This window comes from Photobacterium piscicola, assembly GCF_900166965.1.
GTDB lineage: Bacteria > Pseudomonadota > Gammaproteobacteria > Enterobacterales > Vibrionaceae > Photobacterium > Photobacterium piscicola.
The window spans coordinates 1-20,491 of record NZ_FUZI01000018.1; the positions used below are offsets into that span (position 1 = coordinate 1).

The 20,491-nt window shown below is 36.8% G+C and carries 22 protein-coding genes; 14 read left to right on the forward strand and 8 right to left on the reverse strand.

The genetic code is table 11. From position 1 onward, the window contains the following. The first annotated feature begins 360 nt into the window (after positions 1-360). The 7 genes from CZ809_RS20140 (at position 361) to CZ809_RS20170 (ending at position 6,217) form a co-directional block, all read left to right on the forward strand. Positions 361-1,083, forward strand: a complete 723-nt coding sequence (locus tag CZ809_RS20140; RefSeq protein WP_080159318.1) for a hypothetical protein — start codon at positions 361-363, stop codon at positions 1,081-1,083. Continuing rightward, positions 1,031-1,906: a hypothetical protein gene (locus CZ809_RS20145; protein WP_306341435.1), complete on the forward strand. Its 876-nt coding sequence runs from the start codon at positions 1,031-1,033 to the stop codon at positions 1,904-1,906. The genes CZ809_RS20140 and CZ809_RS20145 overlap by 53 nt, the downstream gene beginning before the upstream one ends. After that, a complete protein-coding gene (locus CZ809_RS20150) occupies positions 1,903-2,421 on the forward strand; it encodes a metal-dependent hydrolase (protein WP_080159298.1) in 519 nt (172 codons plus the stop codon). Before CZ809_RS20145 ends, CZ809_RS20150 begins: the two co-directional genes overlap by 4 nt. Before the next feature lie 26 nt (positions 2,422-2,447). Further along, positions 2,448-2,945: a pilus assembly FimT family protein gene (locus CZ809_RS20155; RefSeq protein ID WP_080159299.1), complete on the forward strand. Its 498-nt coding sequence runs from the start codon at positions 2,448-2,450 to the stop codon at positions 2,943-2,945. Between the two features lie 221 nt (positions 2,946-3,166). Continuing rightward, positions 3,167-4,417, forward strand: coding sequence for a hypothetical protein (locus tag CZ809_RS20160; RefSeq protein ID WP_080159300.1), 1,251 nt, complete (start codon positions 3,167-3,169; stop codon positions 4,415-4,417). Beyond that, positions 4,407-5,534 carry a DUF262 domain-containing protein gene (locus CZ809_RS20165; RefSeq protein WP_080159301.1) on the forward strand — a complete coding sequence of 376 codons (1,128 nt, stop codon included), beginning with the start codon at positions 4,407-4,409 and terminating at the stop codon, positions 5,532-5,534. Before CZ809_RS20160 ends, CZ809_RS20165 begins: the two co-directional genes overlap by 11 nt. Next, positions 5,531-6,217: an MAE_28990/MAE_18760 family HEPN-like nuclease gene (locus CZ809_RS20170; protein WP_080159302.1), complete on the forward strand. Its 687-nt coding sequence runs from the start codon at positions 5,531-5,533 to the stop codon at positions 6,215-6,217. Before CZ809_RS20165 ends, CZ809_RS20170 begins: the two co-directional genes overlap by 4 nt. Positions 6,218-6,631: 414 nt before the next feature. Here the strand turns inward: CZ809_RS20170 and CZ809_RS20180 are convergent, their stop codons facing one another. Continuing rightward, a complete protein-coding gene (locus CZ809_RS20180) occupies positions 6,632-7,144 on the reverse strand; it encodes a helix-turn-helix domain-containing protein (RefSeq protein WP_080159304.1) in 513 nt (170 codons plus the stop codon). Between the two features lie 475 nt (positions 7,145-7,619). On the opposite strand from CZ809_RS20180, the gene CZ809_RS20185 reads away from it, so the two are divergent. From CZ809_RS20185 to CZ809_RS20200, 5 genes are all read left to right on the forward strand, one after another. After that, positions 7,620-8,213 (forward strand): recombinase family protein, encoded by a 594-nt coding sequence (locus CZ809_RS20185; protein ID WP_235865989.1) that lies wholly within the window; start codon positions 7,620-7,622, stop codon positions 8,211-8,213. A gap of 1,102 nt (positions 8,214-9,315) precedes the next feature. After that, on the forward strand, positions 9,316-10,347 hold the full coding sequence (locus tag CZ809_RS20190) for a type II toxin-antitoxin system PemK/MazF family toxin (protein WP_144396216.1): 1,032 nt from the start codon (positions 9,316-9,318) through the stop codon (positions 10,345-10,347). Positions 10,348-11,623: 1,276 nt separating this feature from the next. Then, positions 11,624-12,151, forward strand: coding sequence for a hypothetical protein (locus tag CZ809_RS20195; RefSeq protein ID WP_080159307.1), 528 nt, complete (start codon positions 11,624-11,626; stop codon positions 12,149-12,151). A gap of 278 nt (positions 12,152-12,429) precedes the next feature. After that, the gene (locus tag CZ809_RS21510; protein WP_268877607.1) at positions 12,430-12,558 is read left to right on the forward strand and encodes a hypothetical protein; all 129 of its coding nucleotides are present in this window, start codon (positions 12,430-12,432) and stop codon (positions 12,556-12,558) included. 55 nt (positions 12,559-12,613) lie between these two features. Beyond that, the gene (locus CZ809_RS20200; RefSeq protein WP_080159308.1) at positions 12,614-12,832 is read left to right on the forward strand and encodes a hypothetical protein; all 219 of its coding nucleotides are present in this window, start codon (positions 12,614-12,616) and stop codon (positions 12,830-12,832) included. A gap of 63 nt (positions 12,833-12,895) precedes the next feature. On the opposite strand, the gene CZ809_RS20205 is transcribed toward CZ809_RS20200, so the two are convergent. From CZ809_RS20205 to CZ809_RS20215, 3 genes are all read right to left on the reverse strand, one after another. Beyond that, entirely contained in the window at positions 12,896-13,213 is a 318-nt protein-coding gene (locus CZ809_RS20205; RefSeq protein ID WP_080159309.1) for a hypothetical protein, read from the reverse strand. After that, entirely contained in the window at positions 13,210-13,515 is a 306-nt protein-coding gene (locus CZ809_RS20210; RefSeq protein ID WP_080159310.1) for a hypothetical protein, read from the reverse strand. The genes CZ809_RS20205 and CZ809_RS20210 overlap by 4 nt, the downstream gene beginning before the upstream one ends. A 460-nt stretch (positions 13,516-13,975) precedes the next feature. Then, positions 13,976-14,599 (reverse strand): hypothetical protein, encoded by a 624-nt coding sequence (locus tag CZ809_RS20215; protein ID WP_080159311.1) that lies wholly within the window; start codon positions 14,597-14,599, stop codon positions 13,976-13,978. Positions 14,600-14,895: 296 nt separating this feature from the next. Between CZ809_RS20215 and CZ809_RS20220 the strand changes: the two genes are divergently transcribed. After that, the gene (locus tag CZ809_RS20220; protein ID WP_370738026.1) at positions 14,896-15,645 is read left to right on the forward strand and encodes an endonuclease; all 750 of its coding nucleotides are present in this window, start codon (positions 14,896-14,898) and stop codon (positions 15,643-15,645) included. A gap of 62 nt (positions 15,646-15,707) precedes the next feature. Here CZ809_RS20220 and CZ809_RS20225 read toward each other — a convergent pair whose 3' ends face one another. From CZ809_RS20225 to CZ809_RS20240, 4 genes are all read right to left on the reverse strand, one after another. Further along, complete coding sequence (locus CZ809_RS20225; protein WP_080159313.1) at positions 15,708-16,295, reverse strand: recombinase family protein; 588 nt, start codon at positions 16,293-16,295, stop codon at positions 15,708-15,710. Between the two features lie 362 nt (positions 16,296-16,657). Next, positions 16,658-17,542 carry a RepB family plasmid replication initiator protein gene (locus CZ809_RS20230; RefSeq protein WP_080159314.1) on the reverse strand — a complete coding sequence of 295 codons (885 nt, stop codon included), beginning with the start codon at positions 17,540-17,542 and terminating at the stop codon, positions 16,658-16,660. A gap of 258 nt (positions 17,543-17,800) precedes the next feature. Further along, complete coding sequence (locus tag CZ809_RS20235) at positions 17,801-18,091, reverse strand: hypothetical protein (RefSeq protein WP_080159315.1); 291 nt, start codon at positions 18,089-18,091, stop codon at positions 17,801-17,803. Continuing rightward, on the reverse strand, positions 18,084-18,725 hold the full coding sequence (locus CZ809_RS20240; protein WP_080159316.1) for an AAA family ATPase: 642 nt from the start codon (positions 18,723-18,725) through the stop codon (positions 18,084-18,086). Before CZ809_RS20240 ends, CZ809_RS20235 begins: the two co-directional genes overlap by 8 nt. Before the next feature lie 234 nt (positions 18,726-18,959). Here CZ809_RS20240 and CZ809_RS20245 point away from each other — a divergent pair, with 234 nt between their 5' ends. Continuing rightward, positions 18,960-19,613: a GIY-YIG nuclease family protein gene (locus CZ809_RS20245; protein WP_080159317.1), complete on the forward strand. Its 654-nt coding sequence runs from the start codon at positions 18,960-18,962 to the stop codon at positions 19,611-19,613. Positions 19,614-20,491 lie beyond the last annotated feature (878 nt).

Consider the following 20,491-nt stretch of genomic DNA (forward strand, 5'->3'; position numbering starts at 1 on the left):
AGCCAAACAGATATATAGCCAAAAGATGGAACGGTTTTTGATTGATGCTAACGCATATGTGTGGCATCACCCAGCCCCCGTCTAATGACTACTATTGTCTGTCCGAAATATACGGTCGTTTTTATCGGACAACACACATAAATAATAAGGATATGTGATCTCATAATTTGTTTACCCCTTACTTTTTGCTAAAAAATTTTTCCGCTGTCCGAAAATTACAGGCGTTGCTCGGACACGCTCCGCGAGTTTTTTCTCCGAAATTTTTAGTGATTAACAACATAGTTGCAGATGCTGTTGAAGCACATCCCACGCCCTAAAGTGCAATTTTCAATTCCGTTTTTTTTTGCTCACGCTACGTACATGAGATTTTTAAAACTTCGAACTGACAATAAACGCACACGAAAAAACGGCCTCAAGTACGTCACGCCACTTGTTGTCGATGCTCCGCGCAAGTTTGCCCCCAGCGACACACGCACGGAAACTTGCCTGCGCCGTAAACAGTGCCAGCTCATCACAGGAGCCCACGATTCTGGAAAAAGCCGGTGGCTAATGCGCCTCAAAGATTCTCGTCATGAAATCTGGGGCCCGAAGGCACAACCTGTCGTACTTGAAGGGCTAATGCCGCTTTCCAGCTGGATCGAAGTCAAAGGCATCGACAAGTGGTATGCCGAATTTACTAAAACCGAGCCGAACGCTACGCCATGGCACAAGCTCAACTTACAACTCAAAGCCGATTTACTTGCCGATTACCTGCTCGACACTCAAGCAATGCTATTCATCGACGACGCGCACAAGCTCACAGGCCGTAAAGCCCAAATTGCCCGCAAATGCATGTTGTCATCAAAACTGTGGCTTGTGGCCGTCAGCGAAGAAGGACGATTGCCGCCCTCAATGCGGCCATTAGTCGAACGTCGTGACCCGCAGCGAACAAACCTTGAAAGTGACGTAAGCTATGACACTACCAAAGCCCTAATGTGGTTTTTAGTAGCTATATGTGTTGTAGCCGGTGCGTGGGAAGTTGGGGCGGTTGTTGGCGGTTTGCAAATGTTGGGAAGCGGCAGGAGATCAACACGTGCCGACTAAGCCAACAAGCATTACCCATCTAATACTCATCACCATAGCAGCTAACACAATGATGCTACTTTCAACTGTGCTATACGTATTACTTGCCGTTATCAGTAACGATGCCAATGCAGAAACAGAGCCAGAGAGCCAATGGCCGATAGAACTACCGTGGCAACAATCCGATGACAACAAGCCGCCAGAAGTTCAGGTTTTTGAATTACCGACCCTCAAAGGTGAAAGCCCCGACTTTCATACAGCAATCCCCGCACTGCAGGACGCCCCTCGCGTTAATCCTGATCAAATTTATCAAGTAGTCACGCGCTGTTACCCGGAAAAGACCAAATTCAAAATAGACGTTAATTTAGTCGCAGGAATGCGCAGCAGTGTTGATCAATATGATTCAAGTGATTGGCCTGACATTACAGATCACTACATCGGTATTGTTGGCGAGATGCCGTTGTATTCCACAACAGAACAAGCCCGCGAACGCGAATGGGAACATAAACGCAGAGTTGGCACCGCAAGCCAAGTCGCAGCATTTGTACAAGCCTTAGCAAATCGCAATCATGCATACCGTGAAATGGGGATCTATTTGGCTATGGAAGCCCGTTCACAAGCACGAGTAAAGCAGGGGATAGCCAACATCACCGAGCAAATTGGCTTTTTAGAAAAAGTAGCAGCAGCACAACGCGACATACTCAGTCACGAAGCTAAAGTCATCGAAAATCGGTTAGCCCTGATCTCAATGTGCGACAACGACAGCAGCAAACACGTAAATTCCTACCTTAAAAAAATCGCCTATCTACCGCCTTCGCAACCTAAAACGGACAAACCGCAATGAAATGGCTCAATCACACACTCATAGCGGGTTCACTGTGTGCCGTAGTTTCACCACCACACGTTGCCGTGTGTGTTGCTGGCGCAACCGCCCCCGATTGGATGGAATACGTTGCCAAAATCTGTGGCCGCAAAATCAAACATCGAGGCCCGACCCACGTTCTAACCCATTGGCTAACAGCTGCGATTGCATTCACTTTTGTTTGGGATTACCACAGCATTTTTATGGCATTCGCCTGGGGTGGGGTTAGCCACATATTAACTGACGCAATGACCGTAAGTGGGGTGCCGTTTTCCCCCTATAGCGACCGACGATTCCACTTATTTGGCGGGCGATTTCGTACCGGTGATCCGATTGAATACGCCATATCAGCAGCCGTTATTGTGATCTGTATTGGCATTAGTCACTTGATTGGAGAAAGCAGTTTTAGCCCGTTTTTCTTTGATTGGGCAGGCTATTACGACAAGGGATTAATCGACGGAGCAGAATGGAAAGCTAACCGTTTTAAATTCTTATAATGTAATACATAAATAAAGGTAATGAATTGAATAAAAATGGATTTACTTTATTAGAACTGATCATTGCTATGGCTATTTTAGCGGTAGTACTCGCAGCTGCGGCACCAAGCTTTCATAGTCTAATGGCACGTAACAAAATAGAACGGACGGTTACCGAACTCAAAGGGCTATTCATTGCCGCCAAGTCTGAAGCAGTGATGCGTAACAAAGAAGTGTACCTGCACACAGTAGGCCTCACCGATACCAAAACCTATACCGATGATTGGTGCGTTATCGCCACAACTGAACCCACGGCCAACAGCTGCACCACCAATAACAACACCCTTTATATTGTTGATGGCCATAGCCTCACAGGATTAAACATCAAACGCCATCAAGACTACGCCACAATTAAGATCGATAGCATGAATGGGCACCCTAAATTCAATGCAGGAGAGGGAATCATAGATTGGTTAACATTTGAGAACGAGAGTGGTAAAGCAGTCACCATGCAAATGCACATGTTTGGGCGGTTGTATCGGTGAGGGGTCAGTAAGGAACAAAGTTGTGTAATTAAAATTCTTTCAATAAAAAATAAATTTAATCTTTTATGAAAACAACTACTCAAAGACTAAAAACATACTCAAAGTTATATTTAAAGACGAATAATAATGTATTCAGTAGGAAAGTTATTGCTGACAAAGTACAATAATAAATAGAAAAGTAGCTAAAAAGAAGAGTTAATTCTCTCGTAGGAAATTAAATAGTGATTCAAAACCCCAAGCGTTCAGCAGAAACAGTTACAGACCAAACGCATTGGTATAATTACTATGCTGGTTATTCACGTTCCTTTACAAAAAGTGCTTTGCATTACTGTAAGTTACCAAAGAAATCCATCATATTAGATCCTTGGAATGGAGCTGGAACAACTACAAGCACTTGTGCTAACGAAGGCTATAGCTCTATAGGCATAGATCTTAACCCTGTAATGGTATTAATTGCTAAATCACAACAAACCACTGTCACTGATTTACATCTAGAAAAAAGTAAACTATTAACATCGAGATTCAAAGTAAATGTTGATGATATTGATTCATTATTAAACTGGTTTGACAAAGAGTCAGTTGAAAATATAAGAAAAATAGAAAAATTTATTTTAAAAGGAAATGAATTTAATTCTATATATGAAAAAACAAATTCATTAAGTAATATTCAATGCTTACAATATGTGGCTTTATTTAATATAGTCAGAATATTATTAAAAAGTTTTATACCATCAAATCCAACATGGATAAAAAAAGCAAAAATAAACGAAGAAAAAATCAGTATCGAATGGTTTGAAATACGAAAAAATTTTTTAAATGAAGTAAGAAAATTAGAATGCAATATTAAAATAAAAAACAAAAAAGAACCGTTAATAAAAACTTCAGACTCAACTAACTTACCAATAGAAGACAATTCAATTGATTTGGTAATATCTTCACCACCATACTGCACAAGAATTGATTATGCAGTCGCTACATTACCAGAATTATCAATATTGGCAGTAAAAGGTGAGAATGAAATTAGTAATATAAGACGTTCATTAATGGGGGCAACAACCGTACCTAAAACATTACCAAAAAATGAAAACCTTGGTAATGTTTGCATGGATTTTTTAAATAAAGTTAACAAACATGAATCATTAGCATCATCAGGTTATTATTATAAAAATTTTTATCAATATTTCTATAATTTACGATTATCAATCAATGAAATATCAAGAGTTTTGAAAAAAAACTCAAAGTGTTTTTTAGTTGTACAGGATTCATTTTATAAAGATATTCATTGTGACTTGGAAAAAATAATAATAGATATGTTTATAGCTAATGGTTTACATCATGTAAACACTTATAAATTTAAAAGTAAAAATAACATGGCAAATATAAACCCCAAAGGAAAAAAATATAGAAAAACAACAAAAGCAGTAGAAAGTGTAATAGAAATAATAAAAAAAAGGAAAAATTATGGAAAATAATGAATTACAAAAAATATTAGAAAATAAAATGGAAAAAGTCCACACGCAAAGCTTGGACTTATCATTTAATGAATTATTAGATATGTATAATGATCGCGAACTTGATATTAATCCTGAGTATCAGCGTCTATTTAGATGGACAGAAGGTTCTCGTTCAAGATTTATAGAATCATTATTATTAGAAATGCCAGTTCCCCCAATTTATGTTGTAGAAGATGAAAATGGTTCTTATCAGCTAATAGATGGTTTACAACGATTTTCTTCATATTTACACTTAAGAGGGCATCTGAATGCTGAACATTTAGTAAATCCGGTCAAGAAAGGAGAGCAATTAAAATTACAAGACTGTGATATTGTAGAAGAGTTAAATGGTTGGACTTATGAAGAGTTACCATTATCTCTAAAAATAAGGCTAAAACGTGCATTTGTACGTGTTGAAGTGGTTAGAAAGGGAAGTGATAGTAAATTTAGATACCACATGTTTAAACGATTAAATACGGGCGGTGAAGAATTAACTCCACAACAAATACGTAATTGTACAATAAGAATGTTATCACCTACATTCATTGATTTTATTATTGACATGAGTAAAAATAATGATTTCAAGAAAAGCATAGATAGAATATCTGAAGCGCAAAAATTAGGAAGTTTTGATCAAGAATTAGTTCTACGCTTTTTTGCATTAAAAAATCGACAAGATAAATTTATACACGACCTTGCTGATTTCTTAACAGAATACATGGAAGACGTTTCTGATAGTCAAAATAAACAGGAAAATTTCAAATATGAAGATGAAGAATATATTTTCAAAAAAACATTTAAAATATTAAATTCAGCATTACAAGATCGAGTTTTTGGTCGAATGGGAAATAAAGGGCCACAAGCTAATTTTGCAGTTTATCAATTTGAATCAATAAGTATTGGAATTCAAGATATTCTAAAAAATATTGATGAAAATGATCAGAACCACATCCATAAAATAAAAGAAAAATTAATTGAAATTAAAAATGATACCGAATTTTCAAAACAAACAACCGGTGGAGGTAAAAATTCTAAAGGTTCTTTAAACAAACGTATTGCTATTGCAAGACAACATTTTAAATCAGTAGTACTATGACATTAGAAGAATTAATAATAAGATTAGAAACAGAGAAAGAATGGAGAGAAAAAGATATTCGCTTCTTTCATAATCTTCAAGAAAAAATGGAAAAACAAAATGACAAAGAGAGATTAAGAAGATCTATAATCGGTATGTTTTATGCTCACATTGAAGGATTTGTGGGATTTTCATTTAATCTTTATGCTGAATCGATTAATGATTTAAATTTAAAGTGTAAAGACGTAAAACCAGCGATTGCAGTTGCAACACTTAATAATGAATTTATAGCATTAAAAAACAAAGATAGAAAAAATGATTTATTTAAAAGACCATTTCCTGATGACACAAAATTACACCAACGATGTAGAGAAATGGATTTTTATTCAAGCTTCAATGATGTACAAAATAAAAAAGTAAAAATACCAAGAGGGTATATAAGTACGGAAAGTAACATTGGTCCAGATGTGTTAAGAAAAATACTTTATCAAATGGGAATGGATCATAACATATTAAAAGAAATAGATAATGATCTGTTAAGTCTATTAAATAAACGAAATGATATATCACATGGAAAGAATAAAGATGGTGTTAAAGATGATGATTATAATAAATCAAAAGAGTGTTACACATTAATATTTAATAGAATATCAACATTAATTACAAATTCATTTTCAAATGAATGTTTTTTAGCTGATAAATAAAGCCCATTAGTTGGGCTTTTTGAAAATTTTAGCCACTCTTGCTATCGCTGCCCCACTACAACCTAATTTCTGCTGTATGTCAGAATAACTGCACCTAAGACTTAGCTGATCTCTAATATCTTGATGCTGTGATTCATTTATACGACGATGTCCACTATATTTACCTTCTGCTTTTGATTTCGCGATGCCTTGTACTTGGCGTTTATGACGCGTTTCATAATCATCACGGGGCATAACAGCGGATAAATCCAATATGAACAAGGTTAACGCCAGATCAATGCTGTTTTATTCACCCAAACTAAACACTGCATGGGCTATTTATGAGAAAAAAATAGTATAAATTGAACGACTGTCGTGAAGAAAAAGGCCGCCTGTTAGGCGACCTTCTGAAGTTATGTTCAATGCAAGGTCACCTTAAAAACCATGCGTTGGCTTGAATTCTTTTTGTTGAATTTGGAACTGTTCGTCTAATGTATATCTAAATACGTCAACCACATTAATTGTACCGTCCAAGTTATAAATAGGGCCATTAAGTACTGAAATATTAAAGTTCCACGATTGCGGCTGAATCCTATTACGAAACCCTGGTGTCAAATAATAGTTTTGAGCCTCCTGCAAAAGCAGATCTTCCTCAAAGCTCAATTGCTGAGATAAAACCCCCCAGCCATTCTGACTCATTAATGCTGCATACCTTTCCATGGTTGCTAAAACAGCCGACGGCGCCACTGATAAGGCTGTACAAACCCTAAAAAAAATCTCCATTGTGAGAGGATTTTTCCCCGTCTCTATTTTTGTCCAAGCACTCGGAGTTTTTCCACATATTTCAGCAACTTGTGCTTGGTGAACATTTCTTTCTAACCTTAATTCTTTTAATAACAATAAGGTAATACTAGAGAATGATGTAACTTTATTATCATTTAAATTCATAATGGCAACTCCATTTTTATATCGCGAATTGAATATTCATAACTATACGTCACACATAACCACAGGTCAACATGACATTCCCACCTAGAACATCAAAAACCCCACAGAGAATGTTACCACCTGTACCATACTACTTATTCTGCATCTATCATCGTTAACAAAGATTGAACAATCTCCAGCCATCATGTTAATTAAGAGGTGAAATGCTTTAGTGTTTTAATAGGTTTTTCTAAATAAAAACAGAGATAACCCCATATTTTTATTTTGTTAACCATGTTACCTAATTCACAAATCACCACTTCAACATAATAAACACCCCTAGTCCGTATTCCCTTAAAAGTCTGTGTGCTTTTAATCATGTTCTACTGCATACACGTAAATCCCCTTTATCGCGTACGCTTTTGGTGTTTACTTTTCGATATGCATACACTACATTTAGCACATGATAACCATAAGCACACACCAAGGGAATAAAATGGAATTTGCATACGCCCGAGTATCAACAACTACACAAACAACAGATAGCCAAGTTAGCGACATTAAAAAGTCATATCCTGGCATCGAAATATCAACCGATGTTTGTAGTGGAACAGTACCCGCAACAGAGCGTGAACAATTAAGCCGGTTACTCGATAAATTAAGAAAAGATGATGTACTGGTAGTTTGGTGGATAGATCGCTTAGGCCGTGACTATCACGATTCAGAGACAACTATCCGCGAGCTGTTAAACCGTGGTGTCACAATCAAAACCATTAATCAGAATATGACCTTTGCTTACTCTGGTAATGATATGCAAGACATGACAACCAATATTCAATTAACCATGATCACTGCAATGGCCGCAGCAGAACGTAAGAATCGTTTAGCCAGTGCCGAAGCTGGACGCCAAGCAATTAAACAAGATCCGAAGTTATGGGCTGAAAAATTTTCAGGACGGAAGCCAAACATAGAACGTAAGGCAAAAATTATCGAACTGTTAGAACAAGGCTTATCCGTTCGAGAAGTGGCCATGAAAGTAGGATGCAACCCTAGTACGGTTCAACGGGCTAAAAAGGTTGGGTTTTTATAGGTTAGTTTCGTAAATATGCAATATACTTTTGAGGGGTTTAGTAAACGCTATAAATGAACATGTATATCAGTATCTTAAAAGTTGACACTACTCTATAACTCATTGATTAGCAAAGACATTGATATATTGACCTGTATAGAGAAAAAGGTATAATAGAAAAATAGCAATAATCAAAACGATTACTGCTAAATCACTCTAAGTCGATTAGACTATAGATTGGTATAAATGTTACCTATAAGTATTTTAGACAAACACCTGCAAATACTGCAGCTGAAAAATTGACTAAAAACTCAAGTAACAGAGGTGCGATATCTATCATTATATCATTCCTTGTTAATGCTTTAACGTTACTAATGAAACTTGCAGGGATCATAAACGTTAGCGCAAAGTTAGCTCCATAAGCAAAAGTGCTTATGGGGTTTTTCTTCGTCTAAAAAAAGACAGACTTATTATAATCTGTATATTCATACATGTAAATAATAAACAAAATTAGCCTCTACCTCCCTCTACCAACAAGTTAAAAAACATATTGTAACCACATAATATATAATGAAAAGAATAGTTGCAAACAACATTTAAACAAAACAAAACAAAAAACACGGCAAATCTGTGGATAAGTCAAAAAAAACACTAAAAAACAAACACTTTTTATCCACAACAATTAAACCACTGCCTTTCCCATATGATTTAGAACAATAATTAATCAAGCGATCACCAACCAAACCATAACAGTTAACTACCCTGTCTAATTTATGACTTGTCCATAAAACGATAAACAAAGACAGCTTGTGGTTGCGGCAGCGACTAAAGCCAATGTGGACACATAAAATTTTTGATGTTAGATGCATACTGTCCAATGGAGTTCGAAGCTCAAACGTGCAAAACACCACATCTTAATAGTTTCGTATAAATTAGTTTCTTTGGTTGGTTTTGTATGAATGGTTTTTTTAGTGTGGCAATGTAGATTGGGAGATCAGGTTTTGTTAGGGCATACTTAAAATGAGATATTTGTAACACTATATAACGATTATCAATCAATATGTTGACTAGATAACAAGCAAGGATAGACAATAAACAATACTTTTTTAACAGCTTGAATAAAATGCCTTTAATTACAATTAACTACTATCAATTAGTTCCATCTAGTGATGAAGAAACCAATCAATTAACACATATAGGAACAGAAAACTTCCTTAACATAAAAGAAACATTAATCCCATCAATAAACGGGAACTCTCCGACAATAACAAAACTATTCTCTTCAAGTATGAATAATCGATGGAAAGTTATTGCACGAGAGATTATTACTACAACTAACCATATAAATATTACATTAGAAGCTATAGATTGTACTAATGACCAATATCTTGATCAAACTAAAGAATTAAAAAAAATAAGCCTTAACCAAATTTTAAGAAAAGGAACAGTTATTGAAGTAGAGTTTGGAAGCCGACCAGACTGTTACAGTAATACAAATAACCTTCAATCAAACAAAAATTATCCTGATTCAAACCAAATAAAAGAAATGCATAAGCGTAGACCTGCAATTGTGCTAAATGTCACAAAAGACTTTGTTCAAGTCGTTCCTTTAACATCACAAGAAGCTCCAGGATACTCACGGAATAATTCAATTTTTGAAATTAGTGAAGAATCTTTGATTAATTGTGTGACATTAAACAGAAAAAAATCATATGCCTTATGTCATATGATACAAACAGTCTCCATCACGAGAATACTTCCTCCTAAAACAAGAGGAAAGTCATATTCAGCCATAAGAGATACACGCTATAGAGAACAAATCACAAGAAATGATTTAATAAAACTAAACACAGCGATAGCAAACTCAGTCGGTATAAAAGATTATGAAAAATTGCAAGACGAGATCGAGCAATTAAAAATAGAAAAAAGTGATTTATTAAGAATTAACAGTGATTTATTAAGAATTAACAGTGAATTAGCCACGCTTAGAAGCGAAAACATGACACTAAGAGCAACAATGGAACAAACTGAGAGAAAGAATAGAGCCACAATAGAAGTTATTAAAGATCAATATATTCGCTATGGGTTAGCAACATTAAGTAACGTTTATGAAAAGATAGATGAAGAAATTCAAGAAATGATCGACTTCCTATAACTACTTTTATTGACATTAATCTGTAACCCCCTATAATATGGGTACTGGTTGAGGATTAAGAGACGACACTCTCCTTAGCGACGCTGAAAGACGCCATGTCGACGTAAACAAAAAAAAGCCAAAGCCACCTTTTAGGTGGCTTTGGCTTTTTTTCTACATCGCAAAATAAAATTTGCATTCCATATTTAACACAATCAAAGAACAACCATCTTTTTTGTATGATTTTATTTTAATTGCAGCATGATCATTAACACTTATACATACACTTCCCCCCCACGGCCAGCACACCCGCCCCGCGCCTTAACTTTGCCTGTGACACGACAACCGCAATTAACACCCTAAAGACAGAGCCAACACTAACAGCAGCCATTTATCGCGGGGAGCTTCGGGTGGGCGGGGGATGTGGGGGCACCGAGGCGCTTGCGCCAGGTGGATTGGACGGAACGGCCAAGGGGCAAGACTTTCCACGCGCGACCAACGGTAGCTGTTACCGATCCTGCCCGCTTTATGGCTTGCCCATTAAGCGATAAATAAAGGCAGCTTGCCTGCCACTGCTAGGCTTTTGATTTGGCTTATGGTCACAGCAACCACAATAGCCAACGTGGTCGCGGTAAATTTAACATAATTTACTTTTATGCTTGAAGTTGCTCAGTGCCCGCCAGCTTGCTGGGGCTAGGCGCGTGCAATTTCGCATAAAAAACATTATGTTAAGCCATTTTTGTGCCCGCAAAAGGCACAAAAATGGCGTAATTCTACCGCGGCCACACCCACGATACTCAAGCGCACTGCAATGGCGAACTGCAACACTATTCCTTTAAACAAAAAATGTGAGCCATTGCTGTGCGTCGAGCTCTTGTTTGCGCTTGCGTAAACTTCCCCATGCTTGGGGTTAGGGGTTGGCAAACGCTTTTAAGGGGCCAGCTAAATTGAGCAAGTTTGTGCTTTTGAGGCCATGACATTTACCGCTGTGGTTATTTAGCTTGTCTGAATGTCGTTACCACTGCAGTGCTTTTTGTGATGGCCGAGGAAGTGCAATCTTGAAAAATTTCGTCAGCTGGCCAGCATTATCCCAGGTGAGGAAAGCCCGTCTTTTAGTACTGTCAGCTTGATATGAGATCTAATCGCTTTTAGGGTCAATTCGTAACACCCACAACTACATACCCATATAATAAAATATGGTTAACTACATAATTTAAATCAAAAAAAATAGCATAAACGCAATATAGTGTTACCATTCTTTTGATCTAGTTGTCTAATAAATTTAGTAGAGGAAATAATGGTAATAATTCGTACACTATTGATTTTTTTTTTCGTTTCTATGTCTGCGATAGTGTTTGCAGGTGAAGGAAAATTTAGTAATCAAATAGTTGAAACAAAACATAGTTCATTAACAGAAAAATATGATGTTTTTACCGAGGGGAATCGGCAATATATTATTAGACTTAAAGAAGATGGTTCAACTTGGGGAGGAAGCTTCTCCTTATCTGCAAAAGAAAAATCTACTTCATTTACTATCAGCTCCACGATGGGAAGAGGTGATGGGCGATATTCAAAGCCTAGATCAGGAAGTTTTCTGTTTAAGTTTGATAATGATGACAAAGTTTATAATTTTTCTGGTACTAGTTATTATTTACGGACAGTTTATGCATATAGAGACAAAAAGCGTGATAAGGAGTTTTTAGAAAAGCTTGCTCAAAAGAACCATGTATATGTAAAAGTCATAGTGGTTGGCGTTGAGCATGTTTTTAAAGTGAGTTTAAAAGGAACTAATAACATACTACAGACAGGCAAATTTTTAATTTAATACATTTTAAACTGTTCTTAAAAAGGCTGCCAACAAGTGGCCTTATTATATGTGAAGGTTACATTCTATCTACTAGCCACATAAAAACTTGTAATTAGAAACTCGATTAAGCCCAACGGTTAAGGATTGTCCATTGAGGCTCTATTTATAAAGTTATTAAATAAAACAATATAGGATTAAAATTGAATGTAGATCGAAAAACACTCCTCCCCTTCTTGCAATCAAACCTCTATATCAATATAAAAAGTAAGTCTATTTCATCTAAAAGGTAGCTATCTATGGCGCTAAAACCAGGTCCAAAACCAATAGCAAAATCAACAGGAAAGCCAGATCAACGCCGACGTGATAATAAAAGCACTCCAGGTAATACACCAGGGTTAAAGCCAAGTAAATCATCAGGGAAATAATCGCTTTACTATTAAACATCTCCTCACAAATATATTGTAAGTATAGAGGTTTTAAATGCCTAATTTTATAGTCAATAAAAATGCTCAACCAAATGGTGATCATGAAGTACACAATTTAACCAATGGTTGCTCATTCATGCCGAATCCAGAAAATCAAGTTAACGCAGGTTTTCACCAAACATGCGCAGGTGCAGTAGCTGAAGTTAAAAAGAACAACCCAGCACTTAGTATCAACGGATGTTATTACTGCTGTAATTCTTGCCACACAAGCTAGTAAATAAGATGAAATCCACAACATTAAATTAAAACCGTTACTTCATAACGGTTTTTATATTACCTACAACGACGTATACAACCCCGTCATTTCAGTAAAAGTACTCTCTAACATATCGCAGTAGATCCCCGACTGCCGCCCTACCTCAACATAATCAAATTGGCCACGCAGCTTACGATAACTAATCACGCTATAAGTATCACTTGGGTCTAATACCACACGTAACCGCGTAACGTTATTTAATGTCCCAGCACTAACAGGCAAATCAAACTGCAAGCCAGGATCTTCAATGCCTACAAAATGCTTTGCCCCCGTCATAGTAATAAACCGGTTACCGCCTAGCTGGCCTAAAATGATTTTCGCAATATCCATATAACTCATAATCCTGCTTCCTCTTCATATTCTGTAATTGCTGTAATAAAACACTCAAGATCACCACAAGTCGTAATCACAGGCCCCAATGCGGGGTGCTGCCGAATCTCTACGTTTAGCGCGTTAACCATAATTAACACGCTTGGATTACATGCTCTTAGATTTTCATATAGTTGATAAAGACGGTGATCTATTTGATATTCCACAGAACCGCCGATCATCGTTGTAGAGCCTGAGTGGTGCAACGGTGATACGTTGCTCGATTGATGTGCCTTAGTGCTGCTTGTTTTGTAAGAGTTGGAATGTGCCATTGCTTTTCTCCTTATTGTTTCTCATCGCCGTTTTCGCCTATTCTTTCCCGAGGCACCTCTGAATATTTAAAACAAGGGCGCTTGCGTGTATTTACCCTTTTTTTAAATATTCTGATGTGCCACGTTGCAATTCACGAAAACGCTGAGAAACAATAAGGAGAAAACAGCAAGCACATGGAAACGGCACAAAATTTAGCAGCACTTAGCACAGCAATCGAAAGCTCTTGCTCTTGCTCTTGCTCTTGCTTTTGATTTGGCTTTTGCTCTTGATTTAGATTTTGATCTTAATAGCCCTGATCGTTACCCGAATGGGCCAAGACATTTGCAAAGCGTTTTTTTGGCTTGGTCGAACCCTTTATTCAAAGAAGGAACGACTGCAGAAGAAAGGTGTGAGATAGAGCAGGATTAGCTTCGATAAGCTTACATAAGTTACGCAAGCCTCATAACTTACGCAATAATACTATTTAAAGTTAAGCCACTGATTTTCCTGATCAAACAAATCGAAAGCACTAAATAACACAGATAGTTTATAAAGTGATGAAAGTGCAAAATACAAACTTATAACGCCAATAAAAATTATAAGAGTGAAATGTGACTGTTGTTTAACACCTAGCAAATTAAAGATGTTAATAATAAATTCAGGGGTATAAAGTGGAGATACTACAACATAAAAAATAGCCATGCCTGATAGCCAATATTTAAGGAAGTAAAATACTGCCAAACCTTTTCTTATCCATAAAGAACGGAAACGCCATTTGAATTTTAAACGGCCATTTTCTCTGTGTTTTTTAAAAAGCCTATATGCAAGTCTATAATCTTTTAAAGCTCGACTTGGATTAGGGAAGAGTAACAAATGCTTGATAACATCGATATCAAATCGATCAGAACCAGCAACGGCTTGATACCCTTTTTCAATAACAAATTTATTCTTAAGGCTATCTAAATCCTCTAAGAATGCTTTAGCAACAGTAAACTCATCAATGAGTTTTTTCCTGTTATTAAACTTTATATTATAAACTGCAATAAAGAATGAAATAAAGCTGACAGCCGCAGCAATTAACTTAAAGATTAGATCGTAATTCACTTATTCTCACCTAATAAATATTAATCGATAGTCATAACTTACGTAAGTTATGATGATTATTCTTTTATTATATATCAGCATGTTAAATTATAACTAGAGTACTGATATATATTGTTAGCCACTCTAATCTCAAACTTAATCACACGATATTTTTCAATTTGTTCATGACTGAACAAGAGTAAGTTACGCAACTTGCATAACTTACGTAAAAACAGATCATTAATTTACATTTCCGACTAAAACCCAAATAATCACTGCACTAAACGAAAAAGGATTTTACCGTGAAAATAACAACAATAATTTTACTCAGTGGACTATTTCCAATCGCTGCAGCAGCCAATACACCACAAGGTAACACTACCAACCAATCATTCAGTAAAGCTAAAAAGATCATGCAAAAGCAGATCTATACCAACCCAGCCGACATGAAAACCATCTACTGTGGTGCAGATTTTAATGCTGATAAATACATAACGTTACCCGCAGGCTTTACGACTGAGGTTTATAAGAAGCGTGTAAAACGTTGGGAAGCTGAACATGTAGTACCCGCCGAGAACTTTGGCCGCGCCTTTAGTGAATGGCGTGAAGGAGCAAAGGTATGTGTAGATAGCAAAGGCAAAGATTTTAAAGGTCGTAAATGTGCCGAAAAAGCCAATAAAGAATACCGCTTAATGCAATCAGATCTATATAACTTATTCCCTGCAGTAGGTGCTGTGAATGCGGCTCGCCAGAACTACAACTATGTTATGCTGCCGAAAACAGCAAGCAAAAACTATCGTTCATTTGGTAGCTGCGACATGATCATTGATAAAAAAGACCATGATGCACAGCCGCCAGAGCGCGCACGTGGTGTTATCGCCCGTACTTATATGTACTTTGAATCAGCATATCCAAAATACAAAATGAGCCGCCAACAACGCCAGCTAATGGAAGTATGGGATAAACAATACCCTGTTACAAAATGGGAATGTGAACGTGCGGAAAAGGTACAGAATATACAAGGTAATATAAATCCTGTTTTAGCTGCTCGTTGTAAGAATAGTTAATATGGAACTTACTTAACAGTCATAACTTACGTAAGTTATGACTGTTATTAAACACTAAAAAATCAATGCCTTAAATAATCACTTAATGTACTTGGTGCAACATCTAATAACTTAGCAGTAGCTCTAATTCCTAACCCCATAGCCCGATACTTTTCTATCTGTTCACGTTTATCATCAAGTTTTAAGCGCTTTGCAGGACCTTTAGGTCGCCCAAGAATCTGACCTTTTACCTTACGTGCAGCCAATGCTTCTTTGGTACGCATTCGAATAAACTCACGATCAATTTCTCCTGCTAATCCAAGCATCGTTGCAATAATTTTTGATTGCATAGAACCATCAAGTTGCATGTTTTGTTTCGCTATATGAACGTTAATTTTTTTCTCCATGCATAATTCTAAGATCTCAAGCACTTGAATTGTCGAACGTGCCATACGAGTCACTTCAGAAAAGATAATCACATCATTACACGCTAACCCTTCTAATAGGCCCCCTAAACGCCGCTGACGCCACTTCTTTGCTCCAGACACACAATCTTCCACGAATACTAAACTAGAGAGCCCTAAACGGTTTGAGTATTCCAAAATGCCATGTTTTTGATTATTTACATCTTGAGAATCAGTCGAAACACGCAGATAAGCATAATTAGCCATGATCATTCCTTGATTAAATAGGATTCATCACGCTAACCAAACAGAAAAAGCAAAACAATAAACAGAAGATAATTTACAGTGGTGTGTCCTAATTGGGTTGTTTACCCAATCAGCGTACACCTATGATGCAGAATTAGCGCTATATGACTAATTTACCCAATCAACGCACACCCAAAATCAGATTAACAGCTAAAAAGTGTATTCTAATTGGGTAATTTACCCAATCAGCGCGCATCAAAGAGGAATAAAAAAGGAAAAGCAGACGCAAAACGAAAGGATACCCAATCAGCGTACACCACAAAACAGTGACATAAATCACAATAGTGTATCCTAATTGGGTTGTTTACCCAATCAGCGTACACCTAATCATTCATAAGCGGGCTTGCATCTGACGCATTGCAAAGCTTTTTAAATCGCTTATCGATACAGTAATACTGCTCACCGTTCTTGGTCATGAAAGAGCCACTAAGAAAACCTATAGACTCTAACTTCTTTAAACCTGTTTTGATTTTACGGTTAGCTTCTTTGGTACAACTCTCTAAGCGTAATCGCTCACGTAAACGTGTAAAAGACACTGGGATAGGATTTTCAGGCAAGGCCAATAAATACAAATATAAACACTGTGCAACTTCAGCACGAGGTAATTTAGAAAGTACTTTCATACTAACAAGCACTTGATAATCAAGACGATATAAATCCCATAGCGATTCATCAGCCATTAGCTCTACACGATCTTCATCACCATCATAACTGGCTTTAAGCAACATACCCGTATGCACTGCTTTATCGGCACCTTTACGACGAAAGGTTAGGCTCTGACTTTGGATGCGCTCTAACGACTCACCAATTTGACGGCGGAGGTTTTTATCAAATCGACGACTTGGATAACCACAGTACTTAGCAAATTCACTGAACTTCAAATGAACAGTATTTGATGACAGTCCTAATTTACTAAAAACTAAGACAATTCCGCACCATACTTTAAAGTCTGTTTCGACGTTAAGACGAGTCCCACGCACTGTAACCGAGTCGTAACCCTCTTTTTGACATAACTCAAGATTCACTAAATCCGTTGTTAAATCCATCATAGTGCCACTATTAATATTCACTTTACGGCCAACCGGCGTAAAAACACCAGTACGAAGTAATACATTAGGTTGCACACTAGTCGATGCACTAGTAATTAATTGTATTTTATTCGAGGTAGTAACTTCCGTGAGAGGTAGTAGGTTCTTATCCTGAGCCATATTGTCCACATTAATAGAAAAAGCCAACCCAATTAGAATACACCACTTTGCCCAATTAGAATACACCATTTACCCAATTAGAATACACCCTCTACCCAATTAGAATACACCACGTTCCTCTACACCCCCTGCTATATAAGGGCTAGCGCGATCAGGGATCTCTTTTGGATCTATATAGGATCTATTTATTGGATCTATCCACTGAATATGTGGATAACTCTTCGAGTTAACACACATACTCACTGTATAAATAAACAATCAATTTTCATTTTGTTTTTCTAAATAAGAACAAAGTGTTTTTTCATCTTGTTCCGCTAATAAAGCTAATGCAGCTTTTACTACTTGAGAACGATTGCAACGAAACGACCGAACAATAAGTGACAAATCATCAATTAATTGATCTTCATGTTCTGTTAGAGAAAAAGTAACTCGCTTAAACTTCTTTTCACGTTTAACAGCCGTTTCTTTAGTAATAACATTAATTTCAGCACCACGAGCAAAAGCATCAATTTTTTGCTGTTCTGTTACACGTTCACGTTTTTTAACCATGGAAAACTTCCTCCATTAAAGCGTTGATTTCAGCTTTAGCTTTAGCATCCTTCCATTCGAAAACAGTTTTGCCTTCAGCAACACAATCACGGAATGCTTTACGATCATAAACAAGCGATGTGGCAACTTTAAACTCAGGAAACTCTGATAAATATTCCTTAGCATCATCAGCTTCTTTGATCACAGGATTGGTTGGACACATGTTTAAAACTAAATAGCCTTTTAGCTTTGGATTAATATCCTGGGCTTGTAAAAACACTTCTGTTAAGTGAGGCAAAGTATCTAAATCATATTGAGATGGACGAGATGGTGAAAGTAATACATCGGCAATAACCATACCTGTTCGTAATTCACGACTATCACGACCAGCTGTATCTGCAACAACATAATCATAATGTACGGATAGGTCTTTTAAGGTTTGGTTAATATTACCTGACGCTTGTACGTGAGGGATATGCTTGAGTTTTTCTTTCTCTTGGCGATCTTGAGCCCAACGAACAGCTGAGCCTTGTGGATCGGCATCAACCAAAATAACGTTATGACCTTGGTGCACCAACCAACCCGCGACATTAACCGCTAATGTTGATTTCCCGCAGCCACCTTTTTGGCTACCAAGTAAAATAATCTTTCCCATCATTTTCCCTTACGTAAATGAAGTCACTTAGCTAAGTTTAATAACTTACGTAAGTTATGCAATGAATAGATGTTTTTTTTGTTTAATTTTTATTAAAAAACATGAAATTTCAACTGGTTATATGTGATGCTCATCATTGAGCATTTATTTACATAGACTAGATGTTAATTGATAATTTGGTTAAGAAATATTCTTAAATAGAAAATAAAAACAATTGCTCTTAGGAGAGTCGCCATGAATTCGTTGTATGTAGTAGTGACATTAAATTTAAAAGCATTTCAGGTTAGAAACGCTAATCATATTATTTATGCTCATCAATCATCAAATGGTGATGTCTATATAGGCCAAGCTCAATGTATTGTTAACCGCTGGGCTGAACATCATCATGTAGCTAATTCGCCCTCACACCCAGAGCGAAACCAGAAATTTAAAGTTGCGTTACGTACGGAAAAACATTGGAAACATTACATTATAGCAATAGCAGAAACTCAAACGGAGGCTGATATTGCAGAAGCATCAGCAATCAATTTTTATAATCCAAGCCTAAATATGCATGTAGGAAGAAGTTCTATATCAAATGTTGATTATAATTTTCAACCGTTAAATGGAGATGGTCGAGAAACATTAATTGAAGGTAAGCAAGTTACTCGATATCAAACTCAAGAACGATTTACAGATCGTGAACGAAGTACAATTTTATGCCGTACTATACGTAAAGTAGGAAAAAGCCATATTAGTTTTGAATGTGTAAATGATGGTATGAGAGTTAATGTTTCGTATTCTAAACGAGTTGGTTTTGGAGAAGGAGAGCGTGTGACAATATCTCATGCAGCTAAAGGAAAAAGTTTTTATACCACTACGGATTATTCAGAAATAAAAAAAGTATAAGATTGTAAAAGAGATCTAATGGTTTCTTTTTTATAAAAAATATAAAGTTATAGTGCATTAGGTTTGTTTTTATGACCGAGCTAAATGTAACTAACAAATAACGTATTACATAACCATCGGAAACATACCGCGCTATAAGCCACTGTAACAGTACTGTAATAATCAACTATGTAGTGTAGAGCGTTCATTTTTACGCAAGAGGAATTGCTATCAGGTAGACAGGGAATGTTGCTGATAATGCTTAGTTAACTGTTGGCGCAGTTACTAAGTAAAAGAAATGATGAAAATATAACCTCTTCATTATGCTGCTTAATTGCAGTCACATCAACTCACCCTCGTGACACCCATCACAAAAATAGTAATCGTATTTTTTCTATTGTCGTAGCGGGCAAACCCACGCCAGCGACATTAAATAAATGGGTGGTCATTGGTAAGCAATACAATGAAAACTAACTAAATACGTGACAACGTAATGCCGTCTTGACGGGGACGTACTGAACTTATGGTGTTGTTAAGTGCAGTAATAAACAGGTATGGCGCAATGGGTGATCTAATATCACCACTATTTTGATGCGCAACAATTGCTTAGTTGTTAGGTCTGATTGATGTCACTCGACACGCACAAACCAACTAAGAAATGATCTGGAGTAACGCCCAGGTCTGCAGCGGTTCTGGCGATACCGTGTGACTATGCCCAGCCCTAACTAATCTGTCACAGAACTATCGCACCTGATAAAGCATAACGTTGAACAGCCAAACAGATATATAGCCAAAAGATGGAACGGTTTTTGATTGATGCTAACGCATATGTGTGGCATCACCCAGCCCCCGTCTAATGACTACTATTGTCTGTCCGAAATATACGGTCGTTTTTATCG

What these genes read in the sequence shown, in the direction of transcription:
- CZ809_RS20150 (WP_080159298.1), top strand. Translation starts at nt 1,903, where the DNA reads ATGAAATGGCTCAATCACACACTCATAGCGGGTTCACTGTGTGCCGTA.
- CZ809_RS20205 (WP_080159309.1), bottom strand. Translation starts at nt 13,213, where the DNA reads ATGAGTTATATGGATATTGCGAAAATCATTTTAGGCCAGCTAGGCGGT.
- CZ809_RS20165 (WP_080159301.1), top strand. Translation starts at nt 4,407, where the DNA reads ATGGAAAATAATGAATTACAAAAAATATTAGAAAATAAAATGGAAAAA.
- CZ809_RS20190 (WP_144396216.1), top strand. Translation starts at nt 9,316, where the DNA reads ATGCCTTTAATTACAATTAACTACTATCAATTAGTTCCATCTAGTGAT.
- CZ809_RS20200 (WP_080159308.1), top strand. Translation starts at nt 12,614, where the DNA reads ATGCCTAATTTTATAGTCAATAAAAATGCTCAACCAAATGGTGATCAT.
- CZ809_RS20185 (WP_235865989.1), top strand. Translation starts at nt 7,620, where the DNA reads ATGGAATTTGCATACGCCCGAGTATCAACAACTACACAAACAACAGAT.
- CZ809_RS20225 (WP_080159313.1), bottom strand. Translation starts at nt 16,295, where the DNA reads ATGGCTAATTATGCTTATCTGCGTGTTTCGACTGATTCTCAAGATGTA.
- CZ809_RS20195 (WP_080159307.1), top strand. Translation starts at nt 11,624, where the DNA reads ATGGTAATAATTCGTACACTATTGATTTTTTTTTTCGTTTCTATGTCT.
- CZ809_RS20170 (WP_080159302.1), top strand. Translation starts at nt 5,531, where the DNA reads ATGACATTAGAAGAATTAATAATAAGATTAGAAACAGAGAAAGAATGG.
- CZ809_RS20235 (WP_080159315.1), bottom strand. Translation starts at nt 18,091, where the DNA reads ATGGTTAAAAAACGTGAACGTGTAACAGAACAGCAAAAAATTGATGCT.
- CZ809_RS20180 (WP_080159304.1), bottom strand. Translation starts at nt 7,144, where the DNA reads ATGAATTTAAATGATAATAAAGTTACATCATTCTCTAGTATTACCTTA.
- CZ809_RS20240 (WP_080159316.1), bottom strand. Translation starts at nt 18,725, where the DNA reads ATGGGAAAGATTATTTTACTTGGTAGCCAAAAAGGTGGCTGCGGGAAA.
- CZ809_RS20210 (WP_080159310.1), bottom strand. Translation starts at nt 13,515, where the DNA reads ATGGCACATTCCAACTCTTACAAAACAAGCAGCACTAAGGCACATCAA.
- CZ809_RS21510 (WP_268877607.1), top strand. Translation starts at nt 12,430, where the DNA reads ATGGCGCTAAAACCAGGTCCAAAACCAATAGCAAAATCAACAGGAAAG.
- CZ809_RS20230 (WP_080159314.1), bottom strand. Translation starts at nt 17,542, where the DNA reads ATGGCTCAGGATAAGAACCTACTACCTCTCACGGAAGTTACTACCTCG.
- CZ809_RS20245 (WP_080159317.1), top strand. Translation starts at nt 18,960, where the DNA reads ATGAATTCGTTGTATGTAGTAGTGACATTAAATTTAAAAGCATTTCAG.
- CZ809_RS20140 (WP_080159318.1), top strand. Translation starts at nt 361, where the DNA reads ATGAGATTTTTAAAACTTCGAACTGACAATAAACGCACACGAAAAAAC.